This window comes from Limnochorda sp. (genome assembly GCF_047459355.1).
Classification (GTDB): domain Bacteria; phylum Bacillota; class Limnochordia; order Limnochordales; family Limnochordaceae; genus Limnochorda.
The window spans coordinates 67,978-85,915 of sequence record NZ_VSCV01000004.1 but is presented as its reverse complement, the minus strand read 5'-3'; the positions used below and the strand labels follow the sequence as shown (position 1 = coordinate 85,915).

Annotated in this window: 13 protein-coding genes; 11 read left to right on the top strand and 2 right to left on the bottom strand. The window is 70.4% G+C overall.

The window, feature by feature from the left end:
* Nucleotides 1-89 precede the first annotated feature (89 nt).
* From nrdR to FWJ67_RS03130, 9 genes are all read left to right on the top strand, one after another.
* Nucleotides 90-557 carry a transcriptional regulator NrdR gene (nrdR, locus tag FWJ67_RS03170; RefSeq protein WP_369686555.1) on the top strand — a complete coding sequence of 156 codons (468 nt, stop codon included), beginning with the start codon at nucleotides 90-92 and terminating at the stop codon, nucleotides 555-557.
* Nucleotides 547-1,335 carry a peptidoglycan editing factor PgeF gene (gene pgeF / locus FWJ67_RS03165; protein ID WP_414482568.1) on the top strand — a complete coding sequence of 263 codons (789 nt, stop codon included), beginning with the start codon at nucleotides 547-549 and terminating at the stop codon, nucleotides 1,333-1,335. The genes nrdR and pgeF overlap by 11 nt, the downstream gene beginning before the upstream one ends.
* A gap of 73 nt (nucleotides 1,336-1,408) precedes the next feature.
* The gene (locus tag FWJ67_RS03160) at nucleotides 1,409-3,676 is read left to right on the top strand and encodes a DNA translocase FtsK 4TM domain-containing protein (RefSeq protein WP_414481844.1); all 2,268 of its coding nucleotides are present in this window, start codon (nucleotides 1,409-1,411) and stop codon (nucleotides 3,674-3,676) included.
* Nucleotides 3,677-3,748: 72 nt separating this feature from the next.
* Nucleotides 3,749-4,624, top strand: coding sequence for a helix-turn-helix domain-containing protein (locus FWJ67_RS03155; RefSeq protein ID WP_304172526.1), 876 nt, complete (start codon nucleotides 3,749-3,751; stop codon nucleotides 4,622-4,624).
* Nucleotides 4,621-5,514 carry an Hsp33 family molecular chaperone HslO gene (gene hslO / locus FWJ67_RS03150; RefSeq protein ID WP_304172543.1) on the top strand — a complete coding sequence of 298 codons (894 nt, stop codon included), beginning with the start codon at nucleotides 4,621-4,623 and terminating at the stop codon, nucleotides 5,512-5,514. Before FWJ67_RS03155 ends, hslO begins: the two co-directional genes overlap by 4 nt.
* Nucleotides 5,515-5,544: 30 nt before the next feature.
* The gene (locus FWJ67_RS03145; RefSeq protein WP_414481843.1) at nucleotides 5,545-8,304 is read left to right on the top strand and encodes a UPF0182 family protein; all 2,760 of its coding nucleotides are present in this window, start codon (nucleotides 5,545-5,547) and stop codon (nucleotides 8,302-8,304) included.
* A 114-nt stretch (nucleotides 8,305-8,418) separates the two neighbouring features.
* On the top strand, nucleotides 8,419-9,279 hold the full coding sequence (spoIIP, locus tag FWJ67_RS03140; RefSeq protein ID WP_304173025.1) for a stage II sporulation protein P: 861 nt from the start codon (nucleotides 8,419-8,421) through the stop codon (nucleotides 9,277-9,279).
* 97 nt (nucleotides 9,280-9,376) lie between these two features.
* Nucleotides 9,377-11,059 (top strand): DEAD/DEAH box helicase, encoded by a 1,683-nt coding sequence (locus tag FWJ67_RS03135; protein ID WP_414482567.1) that lies wholly within the window; start codon nucleotides 9,377-9,379, stop codon nucleotides 11,057-11,059.
* Nucleotides 11,059-12,246: a hypothetical protein gene (locus FWJ67_RS03130; protein WP_304173029.1), complete on the top strand. Its 1,188-nt coding sequence runs from the start codon at nucleotides 11,059-11,061 to the stop codon at nucleotides 12,244-12,246. Before FWJ67_RS03135 ends, FWJ67_RS03130 begins: the two co-directional genes overlap by 1 nt.
* On the opposite strand, the gene FWJ67_RS03125 is transcribed toward FWJ67_RS03130, so the two are convergent.
* Complete coding sequence (locus FWJ67_RS03125) at nucleotides 12,132-13,013, bottom strand: hypothetical protein (RefSeq protein WP_304173031.1); 882 nt, start codon at nucleotides 13,011-13,013, stop codon at nucleotides 12,132-12,134. The two genes, FWJ67_RS03130 and FWJ67_RS03125, sit on opposite strands and share 115 nt — an antisense overlap.
* Nucleotides 13,004-14,809 carry a DEAD/DEAH box helicase gene (locus FWJ67_RS03120; RefSeq protein ID WP_304173033.1) on the bottom strand — a complete coding sequence of 602 codons (1,806 nt, stop codon included), beginning with the start codon at nucleotides 14,807-14,809 and terminating at the stop codon, nucleotides 13,004-13,006. Before FWJ67_RS03120 ends, FWJ67_RS03125 begins: the two co-directional genes overlap by 10 nt.
* Nucleotides 14,810-15,098: 289 nt before the next feature.
* On the opposite strand from FWJ67_RS03120, the gene FWJ67_RS03115 reads away from it, so the two are divergent.
* Nucleotides 15,099-16,829 carry an ABC transporter substrate-binding protein gene (locus tag FWJ67_RS03115; protein ID WP_414481841.1) on the top strand — a complete coding sequence of 577 codons (1,731 nt, stop codon included), beginning with the start codon at nucleotides 15,099-15,101 and terminating at the stop codon, nucleotides 16,827-16,829.
* Nucleotides 16,830-16,950: 121 nt separating this feature from the next.
* Nucleotides 16,951-17,922, top strand: a complete 972-nt coding sequence (locus FWJ67_RS03110; RefSeq protein ID WP_304173037.1) for an ABC transporter permease — start codon at nucleotides 16,951-16,953, stop codon at nucleotides 17,920-17,922.
* Nucleotides 17,923-17,938 lie beyond the last annotated feature (16 nt).

Genomic DNA, 17,938 nt, shown 5'->3' with positions numbered 1-17,938 from the left:
CCCCCCACCAGGCTTCCAGGCATTATATGGCGGGGGCGAAGGGTGTATAATGAAAAGGATGGACGAGCCAGTTCTGGGAGGATTTGGCCCTGAGGTGCCCTTACTGTGGTGAACCGGACAGCCGGGTGCTCGACTCCCGCGGCACCGACGAAGGCCACACCATCCGCCGGCGGCGGGAGTGCCCCGCCTGCGGGAGGCGCTTCACCACCTACGAGCGGTGGGAAGAGGGCCCCTTGATGGTGGTCAAGAAGGACGGCCGCCGGGAACGGTTCGACCATGGCAAGCTCCTGACCGGCATGCTGAAGGCGTGCGAGAAGCGACCGCTGACCGCCGCGCAGCTGGACGGGGTGGCCAGTGAGATCGAGCGGGAGATCCGGGCCCAGTACGACCGGGAGGTCGAATCGCGGGTCATCGGCGAGATGGTGATGGACCGCCTGCGGGAGCTGGACCCGGTGGCCTATGTCCGCTTTGCCTCGGTTTACCGGGAGTTCGCCGACTTGGGCCGGTTCCGGGAGGAGCTGGACCAGTTGATGGGGCAGGGGCAGGATGGGTCTTGAGGCGCCGGTGATGGAACAGGATCCCCTCCTGGCCCAGCACGGCGTGGCCCACGGGTTCACCGGCCGCCAGGGCGGCGTCAGCCAGGGGGTCTTCGCTTCCCTGAACCTGGGCCTCCACGTGGGCGATGACCCCGAAAGGGTCCGGGAGAACCGGCGGCGAGCCTTGATGGCGGCCGGGGTGGACCCCGGCCGGCTCACCCTTGGGGAGCAGGTGCACGGGACGGGCCTGCGCTGGGTTGGGGCCGGGGAGGCGGGTGCGGGCGCCTGGGCTCAGGCCGGCGCCCTCCCCGCAACCGACGGGCTCTTGACCCGGGAGCGGGGCGTGGTGCTGGGGGTGCTGGTGGCCGACTGCATCCCCCTGCTCTTGGCCGACCCCGAGGCAGGTCTGGTGGCCGCGGTCCACGCGGGCTGGCGGGGGACGGCGGGGCGGATCGGGGCCCAGGCGGTGGAGGCGCTGGTGGCCGCGGGAGCCCAACCCTCCCGGATCCTGGCTGCCATGGGACCCAGCATCGGTCCCTGCTGCTATGAGGTCTCGCCAGACCTGGCCGGCCGCTTCACCCGCCTCTTTGGCCGGGAGGTGCTCCGCGTCCAAGGGGGGCGCCCCCATCTGGACCTGAGGCTGGCCAACCGCCTGACCCTCCTGGAGGCGGGCCTGGATCCCGGGCACATCTCCTGGCACCCGCCCTGCACCGCCTGCCACACCGCCCGCTACTTCTCCCACCGGGCCCAAGGGGGCCGGGCCGGTCGCCAGGCTGGGCTCATCTGGCTGCCTCGGTAGCCCGCCCGCCCGGGCAGGGCGCGGCAGGGATCGTCCCGTCGGAGACGAAAGCTGAGGCGAAAGGAGGCCGCCCATGTCTGCAGGCTTTGAGCCCAGCGAGAAAGCCCCCAGTCGCGGCCGGGTGATCTTGGCCATCGTGCTCATCACCACCGCGGTTCTGGCCTGGGTCAGCCTTCACGCGCGGGCCGGAACCTTGGGGGCGTGGGCCGCCGGAACCTTGCGGGCCCTCTTCGGCAGGGCCGCCGATCTGCCGCCCTTCTTCCTCCTCTGGGCGGGCCTTCAGCTCATCTTCGGCCGCCTCACCCGCCGCTGGTGGCGGCGGTGCCTGGGGGCGGTCATGCTCCTGGCCGTTCTTTTTGTGCTGTTGGAGGTGGCGGCGGTCTATCCCCTGCCGGCGCTCGCCCGGGTGACGCTGGCCCCGGCCGCGTGGACGTCCCAGGCGGGCCTGGTGGGCGGCTGGCTGGCCAGCCGGTCGCTCGAGCTCTTCGGCCTGGCCGGCACCGCGGTGATCAGTCTGGGCCTGGTCTTGATGGGGCTGGTCTTGCTCCTGGAGCCGGCGGCGTGGGTCCGGCTGGGCCGCCAGGGGATCCGGCTGGTCACGGGTTTGGTGGGTGTCGTGGCCGCCCTGGTCCAGGGAATTGGGGAAGGCATCGACGCGGTCCGGCGTTTCGCCCGCTGGCGTCAGGTGCGCCGGGACCGCCACGGGGAGCCGGCCCGCCGGCCGCGAGGTGCCGCCCGGCGGCGGGGCGGGGGGGTGCAGGAGGCCGGAGCCCTGGACGGGGCCTCCGGGGAGGAGGAAGCCCTGGTCACGCCGGCCGCGGCGGCCCGGGAGGCCTCCGAGGGAGAGGCCCCTGCCGACGAAACCGTGGTCGTCCGCGCTCGGGGCGGTCGGGGGGGTGGGGCGCGCCGCGCCCGCCAGACGGGCGGGTACCGGCTGCCTGATGTCTCCCTCCTGCGCCGGAACCGCTTCCGCTTGAACCCGGCGGACGAGCCTGACCGGGTCCCCATCCTGGAGGAGACCTTGCGGAGTTTTGGCATCGAGGGTCGGGTGGTGGAGGTGATCCGGGGGCCGGTCATCACCCGGTACGAGGTCCAGCCGCCGCCGGGCATCAAGGTGAGCCGGATCGTGGGGCTGGCCGACGACATCGCGCTGGCCTTGGCGGCGGTGGACGTCCGGATTGAGGCGCCCGTCCCCGGCAAGTCTGTGGTGGGCATCGAGGTGCCCAACCGGACGGTGCAGCCCGTCCTCCTGCGGGATGTGGTCGAATCAGACGCCTTCCGCAACCACCCTTCCCCCCTGGCGGTGGCCTTGGGCCTGGACATCACGGGCCAGCCCGTGGTGGCGGACCTGTCCAAGCTGGTCCACCTCCTCATCGCTGGGGCGACGGGGTCGGGGAAGAGCGTGTGCATCAACGCCCTCCTGGTGAGCTTGCTCTACCGGGCCCAGCCCGATGAGGTCCGCCTCCTCCTCATCGACCCCAAGCGGGTGGAGCTCTCGGTGTACGAGGGGATCCCGCATCTGGCCGCCCCGGTGGTCACCGATCCTCGGGAGGCGGCCAAGGCCCTGCGCTGGGCGGTCAAGGAGATGGAGCGCCGGTACGAGCTCTTCGCCGAGCTGGGCACCCGGAACATCACCGGGTACAACGAGCTGATCCCCGACGAGCCCCTGCCCTACCTGGTGGTGGTGATCGACGAGCTGGCGGATCTGATGCTGGTGGCGGCGGCCGATGTGGAGGACGCCATCGCGCGCCTGGCCCAGATGGCCCGGGCCGCGGGGATCTTCCTGGTGATCGCCACCCAGCGGCCGTCGGTGGACGTGATTACGGGGCTGATCAAGGCCAACGTGCCCTCCCGTCTCTCCTTTGCCGTCTCATCCCAGGTCGACTCCCGGACGATCTTGGATATGGTGGGGGCGGAGCGGCTCCTCGGCAAGGGGGACATGCTCTTCCACCCCGTCGGCGCGGCCAAGCCCATCCGGGCCCAGGGCGCGCTCATCACCGAGCACGAGGTCAACCAGGTGGTCCACTTCTGGCGGAGCCAGGTGGATGGCGAGCCCGAGTACCTGGCCGAGGCTTTCCCCGACAGCCGGGAGGAGCACGCCCTGGAGGTGGACGGGGACGACGAGCTCTTTGAGGACGCGGTCCAGCTGGTGCTGGAGTCGGGACAAGCCTCCATCTCCATGATCCAGCGCCGGTTCCGGGTGGGCTACAGCCGGGCCGCCCGGATCATCGATCTGATGGAGCGTCGGGGGATCGTCGGGCCGGCCCAGGGGAGCAAGCCCCGGGAGGTGAACGTGGGCCGGGCCCGGGAGTTTGTGAGCCAAACGCCGCCCGCACCCTAGCAGGGCGGGAGCGAGTGTAGGCCTGCCCATCAGGGAGGAGGGGACGAGGCCGCGACGGGGGAGGTGAGGCGCGTGAGCACCGAGTCCATCGGGCAGAAGCTGCGCGAGGCTCGCATGCGCGCCGGTATTCCGCTGGAGGAGGCCTCTGAGCGGACCAAGATCAAGGTTCGGGTCCTGGAAGCGCTGGAAGCGGGAGCGTTCGACCAGGTTCCCGGCGGGGACGTGTACGTCCGGAACTTCCTGCGTTCCTACGCGCGCTTTTTGAAGATCGATGCGGACGGGCTCGTAGCCGAGTTCGACGCGGCCCGGCCCCAGGCGGCCCAGCCAGCCCAGATCATCAGCGAAGGGCCGGCGGTCGTCCGCTGGTCCGAGGCGCCGCCCGCCTTCACCCGGCGCCGGAAGAGCCGGGCCCGCCTCTGGGGCGCCGGGGCGGTGGTGGTGTTGCTGGCGGCGGTGGCCGTGGGCCTGGTGGCTTGGCTGGGCGGGGCTCCCGGCGCGGGCGAGTTGGCCCAAGGCCCACCGGTGGTGGAGCCGGTCGGGGGACGGGAGGGGCTCCCCAGCGGGACCGAGGTCCAGACCCCTGCCGGCGGGAGCTCTGAGGTTGCTGCGACCGAGACGCCACCGGCCAGCCCGGCCGCCCTCCCGGAGCCGGCCCCCGAGGCGCCTGGGGCGACCACCCTGGCCTTTGAGCCCCTGGAGGTACGGACCGTGGTCCACCAGCGCTCCTGGATGCGGGTGGATGTGGACGGCACCACGGTCTACACGGGCATTCTCGAGGCCGGCGAGGAGGCGACCTGGACCGGCGATGATGAGATCCGGATCCGCTTCGGGTATGCTCAAGGGGTTCAGGTCTTCCTGAACGGCCACGATTTGGGCCGGGCCGGGGAGGATGTGGTCACCCGGACCTATACCCGGGCCACCTTGGCGGAACTGGAGGGTCGGCGCTGAGCACCGATCGGGTTGTCCACGGCATCGCAGCCAACGGTGAGGTACGGATCCTGGCGGCCGAATCCACCCACACGGTGGAGGAGGCCCGCCAGCGTCACGGGCTGTGGCCCACCGCCACCGCCGCCCTGGGTCGGGCCATGACGGGGGCAGCCCTTCTGGCCGCCACCTTGAAGGGCGAGGAGGAGCTGACCTTACAGCTGGTGGGCGACGGCCCCCTGGGGCGGGTGGTGGTCGTCGCCAGCGCGACCGGCGCCGTGCGGGGGTATGTGGAGCACCCGGAGGTCCACCTGCCCCTGAAGGCCGACGGCCACCTGGATGTGGGCGGGGCGGTGGGGCAGGGGGAGCTCCTGGTCATCCGGGACCTGGGCTTGAAGGAGCCCTACGTAGGCCGGGTTCCCCTGGTCTCCGGGGAGATCGGGGAGGATTTGGCCTACTACCTGGCCCACTCCGAGCAAATCCCCTCGGCCGTCGCCCTCGGGGTCCTGGTTGACGTGGACGGCCGGGCCCGGGCGGCCGGCGGCCTTATGATCCAGCTGATGCCCGGCCACCGGGAGGAGACGGTGGCGGCGGTGGAGCAGGCGGTCCAGCGGTTGCCCGCCCTGAGCCGGAGCATCGATGGGGGCCGGGGCCCCCGGCAGCTGGCCGAGGAGCACTTGGGAGCTTTGGGAATCCGGTGGCTGGCCGAGCGCCCCCTCCGGTTCGCCTGCACCTGCAGCCGGGAGCGCTTCGAGCGGGGATTGGTCGCCCTGGGCCCCGAGGAGCTCCAGGCCCTGCTGGAGGAGCAGGGCGAGGCCGAAACGGTCTGCCGCTTCTGCGCCGCCCAGTACCTCTTCGATCGGGAGGATCTCGAGCGCTTGCTCCGGGAGGCGTCCGGCTCGGCCGAGGCATGAGTTTGTTGGTCGGTCAGAAAGGGTGACTCCATGGGGAATCTGGCCCGGAACACGAGCCTCATCCTTCTCGCGGGGTTCCTCCTCTTCGGGAGCCTCCTCAGCCTGTCGGCCCGGTTTCTCACCGACTGGTGGTGGTTTGAGAGCCTGGGCCAGCTGCCCGTCCTCCTCACGCGTTTGGGGTGGGAGTGGGGGATCCGGCTGGGCTTGGGCGTGGTCCTGGCCCTGTTCATCTACGCCAACCTGGCCGCCACCCGGGGCCAGCTGGGCCGGGCCCTCTTCCGCTACCAGGACCGGCTGCCCCCGGGGCTGAATGTCCGGACCTTCAGCACCCTGTTCTGGCTCGTTTCGCTGGTCCTGGGCTTTCTCTACGCGAGCGGGGTGGCCCCCGCCTGGGAGACGGTGGCCCGCTTCATCCACAGTGAGCCGACGGGGATGGTGGATCCGGCCTTCGGGCAGGACTTGGCCTTCTACTTCTTCTCCATTCCCTTTTACCGGCTGGTCTATACCAGCCTCTTTGGCCTGCTGGTCTTGGTCCTCCTCATGGTGGGGAGCGTCTACATCCTCTCGGGCGCGCTCCAGTTCGACGGGTGGCGGCCTGACATGGAGCGGGGGGCCAAGATCCACCTGACGGTGCTCCTGGTCCTTTTGGTCTTGCTCAAGACGGGCGACTACTGGCTGGGGATCTACGAGCTGGTCTACTCCAACCGGGGGGCCATCTACGGCGCCGGGTACACCGACCTGGTGGTCCAGGCCAACGCCAACCGGTTGCTGGTGGTCTTGAGCCTGCTGGTCGCGGCGGGCCTGGTGGTCAACCTCTTCCGCCGGGGCACCCTCTGGATCGTGGCGGGGCTGGTGGGGCTCATCGGTGTCTCCCTGGTGGTGGGCTCGGTGGTCCCCGGCCTGGTGCAGGAGTTTGTGGTGGAGCCCAATGAGCTGGTGCGGGAGCGCCCCTACATCGAGCGCCACATCCAGATGACCCGCCAGGCCTTCGGTTTGGACCGGATCGACGAGCGGGTCTTCGAGGCCGCGCCGCGGCTGGACCCCAACGCCTTGGCCCGCAACCGGAGCATCCTGGAGAACATCCGCCTCTGGGACTGGCGGCCCCTTCTGCAGACCTACCAACAGCTCCAGGCCTTCCGGCTCTACTACACCTTCCCCGACATGCACGTGGACCGCTACTGGATCGACGGCCGCTACCAGCAGGTGATGGTGGCCGCCCGGGAGATCGATCCCACCCGGCTCCAGAACCCTACCTGGATCAACCAGCACCTCCAGTACACCCACGGCTACGGGGTGGTCATGAGCCCGGTCACCCGGGTGAGCCCCCAGGGGCTGCCCGAGTTCGTTATCTGGAACATCCCGCCCCAGGGTGATCTGGTGGTGGAGCGGCCGGAGATCTACTACGGCCGCCAGACGACCGATTACGTCATCGTCAACACCCGGATTGAAGAGTTCGACTACCCCCGGGGCGAGCAGAACGCCTGGACCCGCTACCAGGGCCACGGCGGCGTCCCCTTAAGCAACGCCCTGGTCCGGGCCGCCTTCGCGCTCCGCACCGGCGACCTCCAGATCCTCCTCTCCCGGGACATCACCCCCGAAAGCCGGGTGATGTTCGACCGGGAGGTGCTCACCCGGGTCCGGAAGATCGCGCCCTTCCTCAAGTACGATGACGAGCCCTACCTGGTGGTGGCCGACGGGAAGCTCTACTGGATCGTGGAAGGGTACACCACCACGGACCGGTACCCCTACAGCCAGCCCGTCCGGGGGGTGGGGAACTACATCCGGAACTCGGTGAAGGCGGTGGTGGACGCCTACCACGGCGACGTCACCTTCTACCTGGTGGAGCCCGATGAGCCCATCGCCCGGACCTACGCCAAGATCTACCCCTCCCTCTTCCAGCCCCTGGAGGCCATGCCTGAGTCGATCCGGGCCCACCTGCGGGTGCCCGAGACCTACTTCCAGATCCTGGCCCAGGTGCTGACCATCTACCACATGCAGGATCCGGTGGTCTTCTACAACCGGGAGGACGCCTGGTCCATCCCCCAGGAGATCTACGGCGAGCGGCCCACCACCATGGAGCCTTACTACGTCATCACCCAGCTCCCCGGCGAGGAGAGGCCTGAGTTCATCCTCCTCATGCCCTTCACGCCCGTCCGGCGGGACAACATGGTGGGCTGGCTGGCCGCCCGGAACGACGGTGAGCACTACGGGGAGGGCATCCTCTACCTCTTCCCCAAGGAGCGGCTCACCTTCGGGCCCATGCAGATCGAGGCCCGTATCGACCAGGATCCGTACATCTCCGAGCTCCTCACCCTCTGGGGGCAGCGGGGCTCGCGGGTGATCCGGGGGAACTTGCTGGCCATCCCCATTGAGAACTCCCTGCTCTACGTGGAGCCCATCTTCCTCCAGGCGGAGCAGAGCGACCTGCCGGAGCTGACCCGGGTGATCGTCGCCCACGGGGACCAGGTGGTCATGCAGCCCACCCTGGAGATGGCCCTGGCGGAGATCTTCGGCGCGGAGGCGGTGGCCCGGGCCTTCCCCGACATCGCGGCGGACGAGATCCAGCCGGAAGAGCCCAGCGGCGCGGCCGGCCTGGGCGACTTGGCCCGGCAGGCGGAGAGCGTCTACCGCCGGGCCCAGGAGCGGCTCCGGGCCGGCGACTGGGCGGGCTACGGCCAGGCCATCGAGGAGCTGGGCCGGCTCCTCCAGCGCCTGGTGGACCAGGTGGAGGAAGGGCCGGCCGGGCCACCGCTCGCTCCCGGCGACCCCGGAGACGGGCTGCCTATCTAACGGTTGGATCCCGGTTGAACCGAGCCGTGGCCTGATCGTCGCCTCTCGGCCGGGCCGGCGGGACATACTCCGCCGGCCCGGCCCATATCTTTGGGCTGGAAAGGAGGACGGTCCATGGCCACAGCAGCCCGCACGGTCCTCCGCAAGGGGCCGACCCTGCTCCTGGTCCTGCTCATCCTGGTAGCCGCCGGGGTGATCACCGCTCGGCTCATCGGGGTGGGGCCCGGAGCCCCGGCCCGGCCTGTGCCGCCTCCGGCCGCCGAGCCCGGCGGGGCTGAGGAGGGAGGGCCCGCCGGATCCCCCGAAGGGGCGCCCCCGCCCGCGGGCCGTTCCCAGGTGCCGGAGGTGCTCATCTACCACACCCACGCCACGGAGAACTACGCCCCCGAGCCGGCCCACGCCTCGGGGAAGCCTGGGCAGATCACCGAAGTGGGCCGGGCTTTGGCCGAGGCGCTCAACGGCGCGGGCATCCGCACCCTGCATGCCACCCAAGTCCACGACTACCCCGATTGGGGCCAGTCCTACGCCAACAGCCGGGAGACGGTCCGGCAGGTTCTGGCGGCCAACGACCGGATCCGGGCCGTCATCGACGTGCACCGGGACGCGCTGCCTGAGGTGGACGATCCTGGGCTGGCGGTGATGGAGATCGGGGGGAAGCGGACGGCCCGGATCCTCTTCGTGGTGGGGGATCTTTCCAACCCCAACACGGAGGAGAACCTGGCCTTCGCCGAGGCGGTCCGGGCCCGGCTGGACCAGCTCTATCCCGGGCTCTCCCGGGGGGTGAAGATCCAGCACGACGACTACAACGGCAACCTCCACCCCAACGCGCTCCAGGTCTTCATCGGCGAGTACCGCCACACCACCCTGGAGGAGGCCAAGCGGGCGGCGGAGCTTCTGGCCGACGGGATCCGGAGCGTTCTCCAAGAGCAGGAGGCGACCACCGGCCGCTCCTTCCTCGGCATCATCGGCCCCTAGCCTCGCGGCTCCAGGCTCCTCGCCCCCGCCGGCCGGAACCATGGGGCGCCCACCCGGGGAAGACTGAAGGGGAGAGCGGGTCCCGGAGGTGGGCGGCATGGAACCCGTGACGGTCACTTTCACGGGGAGGCTGGAAGCCTTTCTGGAGCCCCTCGCCGCGGGGCAGGATGGGGGGCGGGCCGCCTGGCAGGAGGCGGTGGCCCTCCCCACCGCGGCCAGCCGCTGGGACCGCCTCCTCTGCGAGGAGGCGCTGCCCCTCCAGCTCTTGCCCCACCAGCGGCGCGCGGTCCTGCAGGTGCTGGGCCCGTTGGAAGGCCGGGCCATCCTGGCCGACGAGGTGGGCTTGGGGAAGACAGTGGAAGCGCTCCTGGTGGCCCGGGAGCTGATGGAGCGGGGCCTGGCCCAGACCCTCCTCGCCCTGGTCCCGGCGGGGTTGGTGGGCCAGTGGCTCTGGGAGGCCCAACGGGTGGGGGTGCCCCTGGAGCGGCCTGGGGGCACCCGGTCGTGGAGCCGGGCGCCCCGGCTGATCACCACCCTGGAGCGGGCTCGCCGGCCGGAGGTGCGGGAGCTCCTGACCCAGCGGTCGTGGGACGTGGTGGTCGTCGACGAGGCCCACCGCCTTCAGAACCCGGCCACCCTGAGCTTCCGGCTGGTGGACGGGCTCCAGAAGAAGTACCTCCTCCTCCTCACGGCCACCCCCATGCAGAACGAGCTGCGGGAGCTGTACCACCTGGTCACCCTCCTCCGGCCGGGCCATTTCCACACCCTCGCCTCCTTCCGCCGGTACTTCATGCTGGACCGGCGGGAGCCCCGGAACCTCCCCCTCCTGCGGGAGCGCCTGCGGGAGGTGATGGTCCGGACCACCCGCCGGGAGGCGGCCCTGGAGCTGCCGCCCCGGCGGGTCCGGGTGGAGCGGCTGGCGCCCAACGAGGCCGAAGCCCACCTCTTGGCCCAGGCCCTGGCCGCGGCCCGGGAGGCGGCGGCCGCCCTCCCCCAGGGAAAGGGCCGCCTGGCCCTGGTCACCCTCCTCAAGCAGGCGGCCAGCTCTCCGGCCAGCCTGGCCCAGTCCCTGGAGCGCCTGAGCCGCCGCGGGGGGATGCTGGGACGGGAGCGGGCGGCCCGGCTGCTGGCCTGGTGCCGTCAGGTCCCGGTGAGCACCAAGCTGGAGGCGGCGGTTCGCCTCCTCCAGGAGCCGGAGCCGGCCCTGGTCTTCACCGAGTTCCGCGGCACCCAGGTGGCCCTGGCCCAGCGGCTCCGGCAGGAGGGTTGGGAGCCGCTGCTCCTCCACGGCGGGATGGGCTCCCGGGAGCGGGAGGCGGTCCTGCGGGCCTTCGCCCGGGGGGAAGGGCGGGTGCTGGTGGCGACCGACGCCGGCTCGGTGGGCCACAACCTGCAGTTTTGCCGGCGGGTGATCAACGTGGACCTCCCCTGGAACCCCATGCGCCTGGAGCAGCGGATCGGGCGGGTCCACCGCTACGGCCAGCTCCGGCCCGTGGAGGTGGTCCACCTGGTCCTCCAGGGAAGCCTGGAGGAGAGCATCCTCCGGCTTCTGATGGAGAAGCTGAACCTCTTCGAACGGGTGGTGGGCGAGCTGGAGCTGATCCTGGGGGACGCGGGCCTCAACGTGGAGGCGGAGCTGGCTCAAGTTCTGGCTGGTCCCGAGCCCCCTGAGGCGGTGCTGGCCCGGGTGGGGGAGCGGATCACCCAGGCGGCCCGCCGCTACGAAGCTGCCCGCCGGCGCCTGGGCTGGCTGGACCTGGCCGAGGGAGGCCGGCCGTGATGGCGGTGCCGGTCGCCGGGAGAGGGCCAGGGGCCTGCCAGTTCTTCCTGCCGCCGCCTTCGGAGGATTGGCTGGCGGCCCTGGACGGGCTCCCCCGGTGGACGGTGGGCCGGTTGCCGCTGGATCCCTGGCCCCATCCGCCCTACCCGCCACCCGGGCCTCGGCTTGCCCGCATCCGCCTCCGCCTGGATGAGGCCCGGGTGGAGTACCGCCAGAACCTCTTGGCGGCCTGGCGGGTCCTTTGGCGGTCCGACGTGGTGGAAGAGCAGCGGCTCCTGGTGCTGGCCGACGCGGAGGGGCACTGGGTGGAGCCGTCCCGGCTGCCCGCCGGCGCCCTCCCATCGCCCGCTCCCGGAGCCCGGGGACAGGGCTACGGCTTGCGTCAGCTCGCCCGGGGGGTGGAGGGGTCCCTCCCCCGGTGGCTGGAGCTTCTGGGCGGCTCCTTCCGGGACCGGGTCCGGAGGCGGCGCCAGCGGGAGGAGGAGCGGCTCCACCGGTACTACCAGGGCCTGGAGGCAGAGGCGGCCGAGCCGGTGCGGGCGCTCCTCCACCAGCTTCAGGAGCTGCAAGCCCGCCGGCTCCTGCCGGGAGCAGGACCCGCCGGCCTGCCCCAGCAAGCCTGGGACCAGCTGGTCCACCTCCGGGCGGAGCTGGCGCAGACCCTCGCCCGTCTCCGGCGGGAACGGCAGCTCCGGCTGGAGGAGGTGGCCGAGCGGTACCGGATCGGCGTGGAGGTCCAGCCCCTGGCCGCCGCCCTGGTCTGGGTGCCCCATCTGGTGCTCGCCTTGAGCCTGCGGGCCGAACCTCCCGGGGAGCGGGACGACGTCTTGGAGGTGGAGGCGGCGTGGAACCTCCTCCAGGGCCGGTGGACGGGGCTGGCCTGTCAGGGGTGCGGCCGGGAGGCGGGGGAGCTCACCCTCTGCCGGTGCCCCCGCCTCCTCTGCCCAGCCTGCGCCCGGCCCTGCACCTGCTCCCGCCCCTTCTGCCGGGAATGCGCGCCGGGATGGTGCTCATGGTGCGATGAGCCCTTCTGTCCGGCCTGCGCGGGCCAGGTCACCCTGCCCGACGGGGCTCAGGGATCCTGCTGCCGCGCCTGCAGTGCTGCCGCCGAGGGGCTTTGGGCGGGGCTCCGCCCCTGGGTGACCTCAGCCGGCAGGAGCTGGGCGTGGGCCTCCTCGGGCAGGTAGAGGAGGAGTCCCAGAAGGGGCCGGGCCCGCAGGCGAGGGGCCAGGTTCCGCTCCAGCTCCTCCACCTGCCGGCGGAGCTCTTCGTCCAAGGAGGGGTCACCCTTCTCCTGGGCCACCGCCCGGTAATAGGCCTCCAGCTGGGCCCGCTCCGCTTCCCACCGCTCCCGCTGCTTTCGGGCCCACGAACGGACCTGGGGGACCAGCCAGTGGGCCAGGGCCTCCAGGGTAACGGCGAAGGCTCGCCGGAAGCCTCGGGGCCGGGCGGGCGGGGTCGCCGGCTCAAGCAGCCCCTCCCGGGCCCACGTCGCCCAAACGGGGTCATCTTTGGGGGCTTCCACAGAGGCGGGGCCCTCGGGCCAGCGGGTGGTGGTGGCCAGGGTCCAGGCCAGGCGCCCGGAGCCGCTGCTCGTCACCCGCCAGAGCAGGATGAGGGTGGGGGAGAGGTCCGCTGGATCGGCGCCCACCCACCGGGCGGCCAGGCCCCGGGCCCGCTCCTCGGCCAGCCGGGTCCACTGGTGGAGGCGCCGGCCGCCTGGCAGGAGCCACTCGGCCTCGGGATGGGCCCGCCAGACCTCTTCCGTCAGGGCCCAGAGGCGGGGCGGGGCCGGCGGCGGGGGAAAGAAGGGGGAGAGGAACCGGCCCTCCAGCTGGGCCCATCCCTCGGGCGGCAGCTCCACCTGGATCAGATCGGGTTCCAGGGCCTGCCAGCGGCCCCCCAGGAGGTGGACCCCCTGGGCCAGCCAGCCAAGATCGCCGGTCACAGCCATGGGATCCGCTCCCGGCTCCTTTCCAGGCGGCGTCGCTCCGCCAGGATTTGGTCCGCCAGGGCGTCCAGCCGGGCCAGGAGGTCCGCCTCGTCACGGGCGTCCACCAGGGCCCGGGTGAAGGCCGCTTCGAGGGAGCCCTGAAAGACGTGGCCCGCCAGGATGGTCTCCAGGTCGCCGATGACCGCCTCAAAGAGGCGGATCTTCTGGTGGAGGAGGTAGAGCATGTACGCCTCCACCGTGTCCCGGACGGCGAGGGTCCAGACCTGGACGGGGCGGGTCTGGCCCAGGCGGTGGACCCGCCCGATCCGCTGTTCCAGGCGCATGGGATTCCAGGGCAGGTCGTAGTGGAGCACTTGGTGGCAGAACTGGAAGTTGAGCCCTTCGGCCCCCGAGTCGGTGCTGACCAAGACCCGCCCGGCCCGGCGGAAGACCTCCCGGACGTACGCCTTCCGGGAGGTGGAGAGGCTGCCGTCGAAGGGCAGGGCGGCGATGCCTTCCGCCTGGAGCCGTTGGATGAGGAGCTGCTGGGTGGCCCGGTACTCGGTGAAGAGGAGGATCTGGCCTTCGGTCTGGCGGATCAGCTCCAGACACCGTTCCAGCTTGGACTGGCGGGGCACGGCCCGGGCCTGCTCCAGGAGCTGGTCGGCGGTGGCCCGGTCCAAGGTGCCCTCAGACCGCATCTTGGCCAGGGTGGCACAGGCCGCCTCCACACTCGAGACCAGCTCCCGCTGGAGGGTGATCAAGGGGAGCATGCCCCCGAGGTTCCCCACCCGGCGGTATCCTTCCTGGACCAGACGGGTGACCGCCTCATACAGGGCCCGCTCCTCGGGCGTCGGCTCCACCAGCAGCGTCTCCACCCGGCGCTCGGGAAGGCGCTGCGCCACATCCCGGTGCCGGTGGCGGATCATCACCCGGCCCAGGAGCCGCCGGAGCTCCTCGGGCGCCCGGGGCGTGTGGCGGTCGATCATGAAGGCCGCCTGAAAGGTTCGGTAGGTGCCCAGCTGACCGGGGCGGAGGAGGGTGGTGAGGTGGAAAAGCTCCTCCAGCCCGTTCTGGACGGGGGTCGCGGTGACCAGGAGGGTGTAGGTCCGGGGGATGGCCCGCACCAGCTGGTGGTTTTGGGTCCGGGGGTTCTTCAGCTTGTGGGCCTCATCCACGATGAGAAGGTCGAAGGTCTGTTCCAGGAGGATCTCCCGGTGGGGGGACCGCTTGGCCAGATCCAAAGAGCCCAGGATCACCCCGGACCGCTCCCAGTCTGACGGGTGGCGCTGGATGACGGGGTCGATCTCCAGCTTCTCCCGCAGCTCGTGGTCCCACTGAAGGATGAGGCTGGGGGGCACCAGAATGAGGGCCCGCTCCACCTGGCCCCGCAGCAAGTACTCCTTAAGGATGAGGCCCGCCTCCAAGGTCTTGCCCAGGCCCACCTCATCTGCCAGAATGGCCCGCCCGTCCAGCTCCTCCACCACCCGCCGGGCCGTCTCCAGCTGGTGGGGGTAGGGGATGACGCCCACCTGCTGCCAGCGCTGGGCCAAGACCTTGGGGGCCAGGAGCTCCCCCCGGTCGGTGGGCTCCAGAAGGTGGAGCCGCCACGCCAGCAGGAACCAGTCCAGGCCCGCGGGATCGGGCCGGGCCCGGCCCACGGCCCGGGCGAGGGGAGCGGCCCGGCTGATGGAGCCGTGGAGGCTGGCCTCACCGGCAGGGTACCCGTCGGTCCAGCGCTCGGGAACAGCCCGCGGGGGCAGGGGCGGGAGGCTCCCCCCAAGGATGGGCACCGTCACCGTCAACTCCAGAGGCACCGCGCTCCCTCCCCTTGTAGGATGTCCCCCAGCCGGGCAAGCCACCCCAAGGTCCGGCCCTGCCGGAAGGAGCCGCTGGAAGGGGATGCCAGAAGGGGAGGTGGGGGAGGGACGGAAGGAGGCGCGGGCTTTGTGACGAATCATGAGCCAAAACATGGGACGTCCGGTACGGGGCCACTGCCCGGAGAGGCGGGCGAGGGGACCGGGGGCCATGCCTTCCCGGTGAAGTGGGCAACGTCCAAGACCGCACCGCGGGGTCACATCAAAGAAGCGAAGGAGGCGAGTATAGGTGAAGCGATGGATCGCGATGGTCCTGTCACTGGCGCTGGTGGCCGTCTTCAGCCCGGGAGCCTGGGCCGAAGGCGTGGTCCCCGCCGTCGTCGAGGTGCCTGAGATCGGCCGCTACGGCGGGACGCTCCGAACGGGCCAGATCTCGGACCCGAAGACCTTCAACTACTACCTGTACAAGGAGAGCTCTTCCAACGACGTGCTCCAGCACGTCTTCGAAGGCCTCGTGGCTGTCGACGGCGTCACGGCCGAGGTTGTGCCGAGCTTGGCCTACAAGTGGGAGGTCAGCGAGGACGGGCTCACCTACACCTTCTACCTCCGCCAGGGCGTCACGTGGCATGACGGCCACCCCCTCACCGCCGACGACGTCATCTTCTCGTTCGACCTGGTCTACGACCCCAACATCCCCAACAACTTCCGGGATGGGCTCCTGGTCGCCGGCCAGCCCCTGACCTACGAAAAGGTGGACGACTACACGGTCCGCTTCCACCTGCCTGACGTCTTCGTGCCCATTCTCCGGCAGATCTCGATCCCCATCGTGCCGGCCCACATCCTGCGGCCCTACTACGAGGCTGGGACCTTCAACGAGGTCTGGAGCGTGGCCACGCCCGCCAGTGAGATCATCGGGACCGGCCCCTACCGCATGGTGGACTTCCGGCCCGGCGAGTATGTCCTCCTGCAGCGGAACCCCAACTACTGGAAGGTGGACCAGGAGGGCAACCAGCTGCCCTACCTGACCCGGTTCGTCATCCGCTCCTTCGACAGCCTCGAGTCGATGGACCTGGCCTTCCGGAACGGTGACCTGGACGTGATGGGGCTGCCCGCGTCCAAGGCGCCGGAGTACCGCGCGCTGATCGAGTCGGGCCGGCTCCGGGCGGTCCTCCACAACTCGGGGCCCACCTTCGACAGCCAGTTCGTCGTCTTCAACCAGAACCCCAACACGGTGCCGGCGCCCAAGATCAACTGGTTCACCAACACCAAGTTCCGGCAGGCCGTCTCCCACGCCATGGACCGCCAGTCCATCGCGGACGCCATCTACAACGGCGAGGCGGTGCCGGCCTACGGGCCTGAGTCGCCGGCCAACACTCTCTTCTACACGCCCAACGTGCCTCAGTACCCCTACAGCCTGGAGAAGGCGGCTGAACTCCTGGCCGAGGCCGGGTTCACCCGGGGCGCCGACGGCATCCTGCGCGACAGCGACGGGAACCCGGTGGAGTTCACCCTCCTGACCAACGCGGGGAACACCCAGCGGGAGGCCATCGGGAACCTCCTCACTGAGGACCTGGGCAAGCTGGGCATCAAGGTCAACTTCCGGCCCATCGACTTCAACGTGCTGGTCGACCACCTGATCAGCGGCGAGGGCTGGGATGCGATCATCATCGGCCTGACCGGCGGCGGCATCGATCCCAACGGCGGCCGGAACGTCTGGCATTCCAGCGGTGGGCTCCACATGTGGTGGCCCGGGCAGACGTCGCCCGCGACCGACTGGGAGGCCGAGCTGGACTACATCTTCGACGAGGGCGTCAAGATCCTGGACGAGGAGGAGCGCATCCGCTTCTACTACCGGTACCAGGAGATCGCCGGCGAGCAGCAGCCCCTCATCTACACGGTGGTTCCCAACAGCTACCAGGTCTACGTGCCTGAGCTGAAGAACTACCGGCCCACCGCCTACGCGGCCAACGTGGCCTTCGAGGCGCTCTGGAACGTCGAAGAGATCTGGCTCGACCGGTAGTCGGTCGGAACGAAGCGAACCGAACCATCCCACGGTCCGGAAGCGGGGAGCGAGGGCTCCCTGCTTCCGGGCTCTGGGGTGGCGTTCATGGCCTGTCCCAGGCCGTGGAGAGGGTGAAGTCATGTTCCGCTACATCGCACGCCGGCTGCTCTACCTGATCCCCATGCTGCTGGGGATCAGCATCGTCAGCTTCTTCATCATGCAGCTTGCCCCGGGCAGCTTTCTGGATCAGTTCCGGATGAGCCCTCAGATTCGGCCTGAGACGCTGGAGGCCATGGCCCGCCAGTTTGGCCTGGACCAGCCGCCCCTGGTCCAGTACCTGGTCTGGCTGAAGAACATGGTCTTTCACGGGGATATGGGCCGCTCTTTCTCGTACAACGCGCCCGTTGCCTACCTCATCGGCTCCCGAGCCCTCAACACCATCCTCCTCACCGTCAGCGCCAGCCTGCTGGCCTGGATCATTGCCATCCCCATCGGCATCTACTCGGCGGTCCGCCAGTACTCCGTGGGGGACCGGATCTTCAGCTTCTTCTCCTACGTGGGCCTCTCCATTCCCAACTTCTTCCTGGCCCTGATCCTGCTCTACCTGGTGGTGGTCTACCAGTGGCCCCTGCCGGTGGGTGGGGCGACAAGCATCGATTACGCCTGGATGACCTGGCCCGAGCGGGTGGTCGACCGGATCCGGCACCTGATCATCCCCGTGGCGGTGCTGGCCACCTCCCAGATCGCTTCCGTCTCCCGGTACATGCGGGCCCAGCTCTTGGACCAGCTCCGTCAGGACTACGTCCGGACGGCCCGGGCCAAGGGCCTCCCGGAGCGATCGGTCATCTACAAGCACGCCCTGCGGAACGCCCTCAACCCGCTGATCACCCTCTTTGGGTTCGACCTGGGGATGATCCTGAGCGGCGCGGCCCTGACCGAGCAGGTGACCAACTACCCTGGCCTCGGCAAGCTGATCCTGGGTGCTGTCTTAAGCCGGGACTACTGGCTGGTGATGGGGAGTCTCCTGGTCGGCGGTGCTTTGTTGGTCATCGGCAACCTAATCGCCGACGTGCTCTTGGCGGTGTCCGACCCCAGGATCCGGTACGATTGACCCCAGCTACGGAGGA

Excerpts from the sequence above, each read along its gene's own strand:
- FWJ67_RS03145 (WP_414481843.1), top strand. The coding sequence starts at position 5,545 with ATGGGGAATCTGGCCCGGAACACGAGCCTCATCCTTCTCGCGGGGTTC.
- FWJ67_RS03160 (WP_414481844.1), top strand. The coding sequence starts at position 1,409 with ATGTCTGCAGGCTTTGAGCCCAGCGAGAAAGCCCCCAGTCGCGGCCGG.
- FWJ67_RS03130 (WP_304173029.1), top strand. The coding sequence starts at position 11,059 with ATGGCGGTGCCGGTCGCCGGGAGAGGGCCAGGGGCCTGCCAGTTCTTC.
- FWJ67_RS03110 (WP_304173037.1), top strand. The coding sequence starts at position 16,951 with ATGTTCCGCTACATCGCACGCCGGCTGCTCTACCTGATCCCCATGCTG.
- FWJ67_RS03135 (WP_414482567.1), top strand. The coding sequence starts at position 9,377 with ATGGAACCCGTGACGGTCACTTTCACGGGGAGGCTGGAAGCCTTTCTG.
- FWJ67_RS03125 (WP_304173031.1), bottom strand. The coding sequence starts at position 13,013 with ATGGCTGTGACCGGCGATCTTGGCTGGCTGGCCCAGGGGGTCCACCTC.
- pgeF (WP_414482568.1), top strand. The coding sequence starts at position 547 with ATGGGTCTTGAGGCGCCGGTGATGGAACAGGATCCCCTCCTGGCCCAG.
- spoIIP (WP_304173025.1), top strand. The coding sequence starts at position 8,419 with ATGGCCACAGCAGCCCGCACGGTCCTCCGCAAGGGGCCGACCCTGCTC.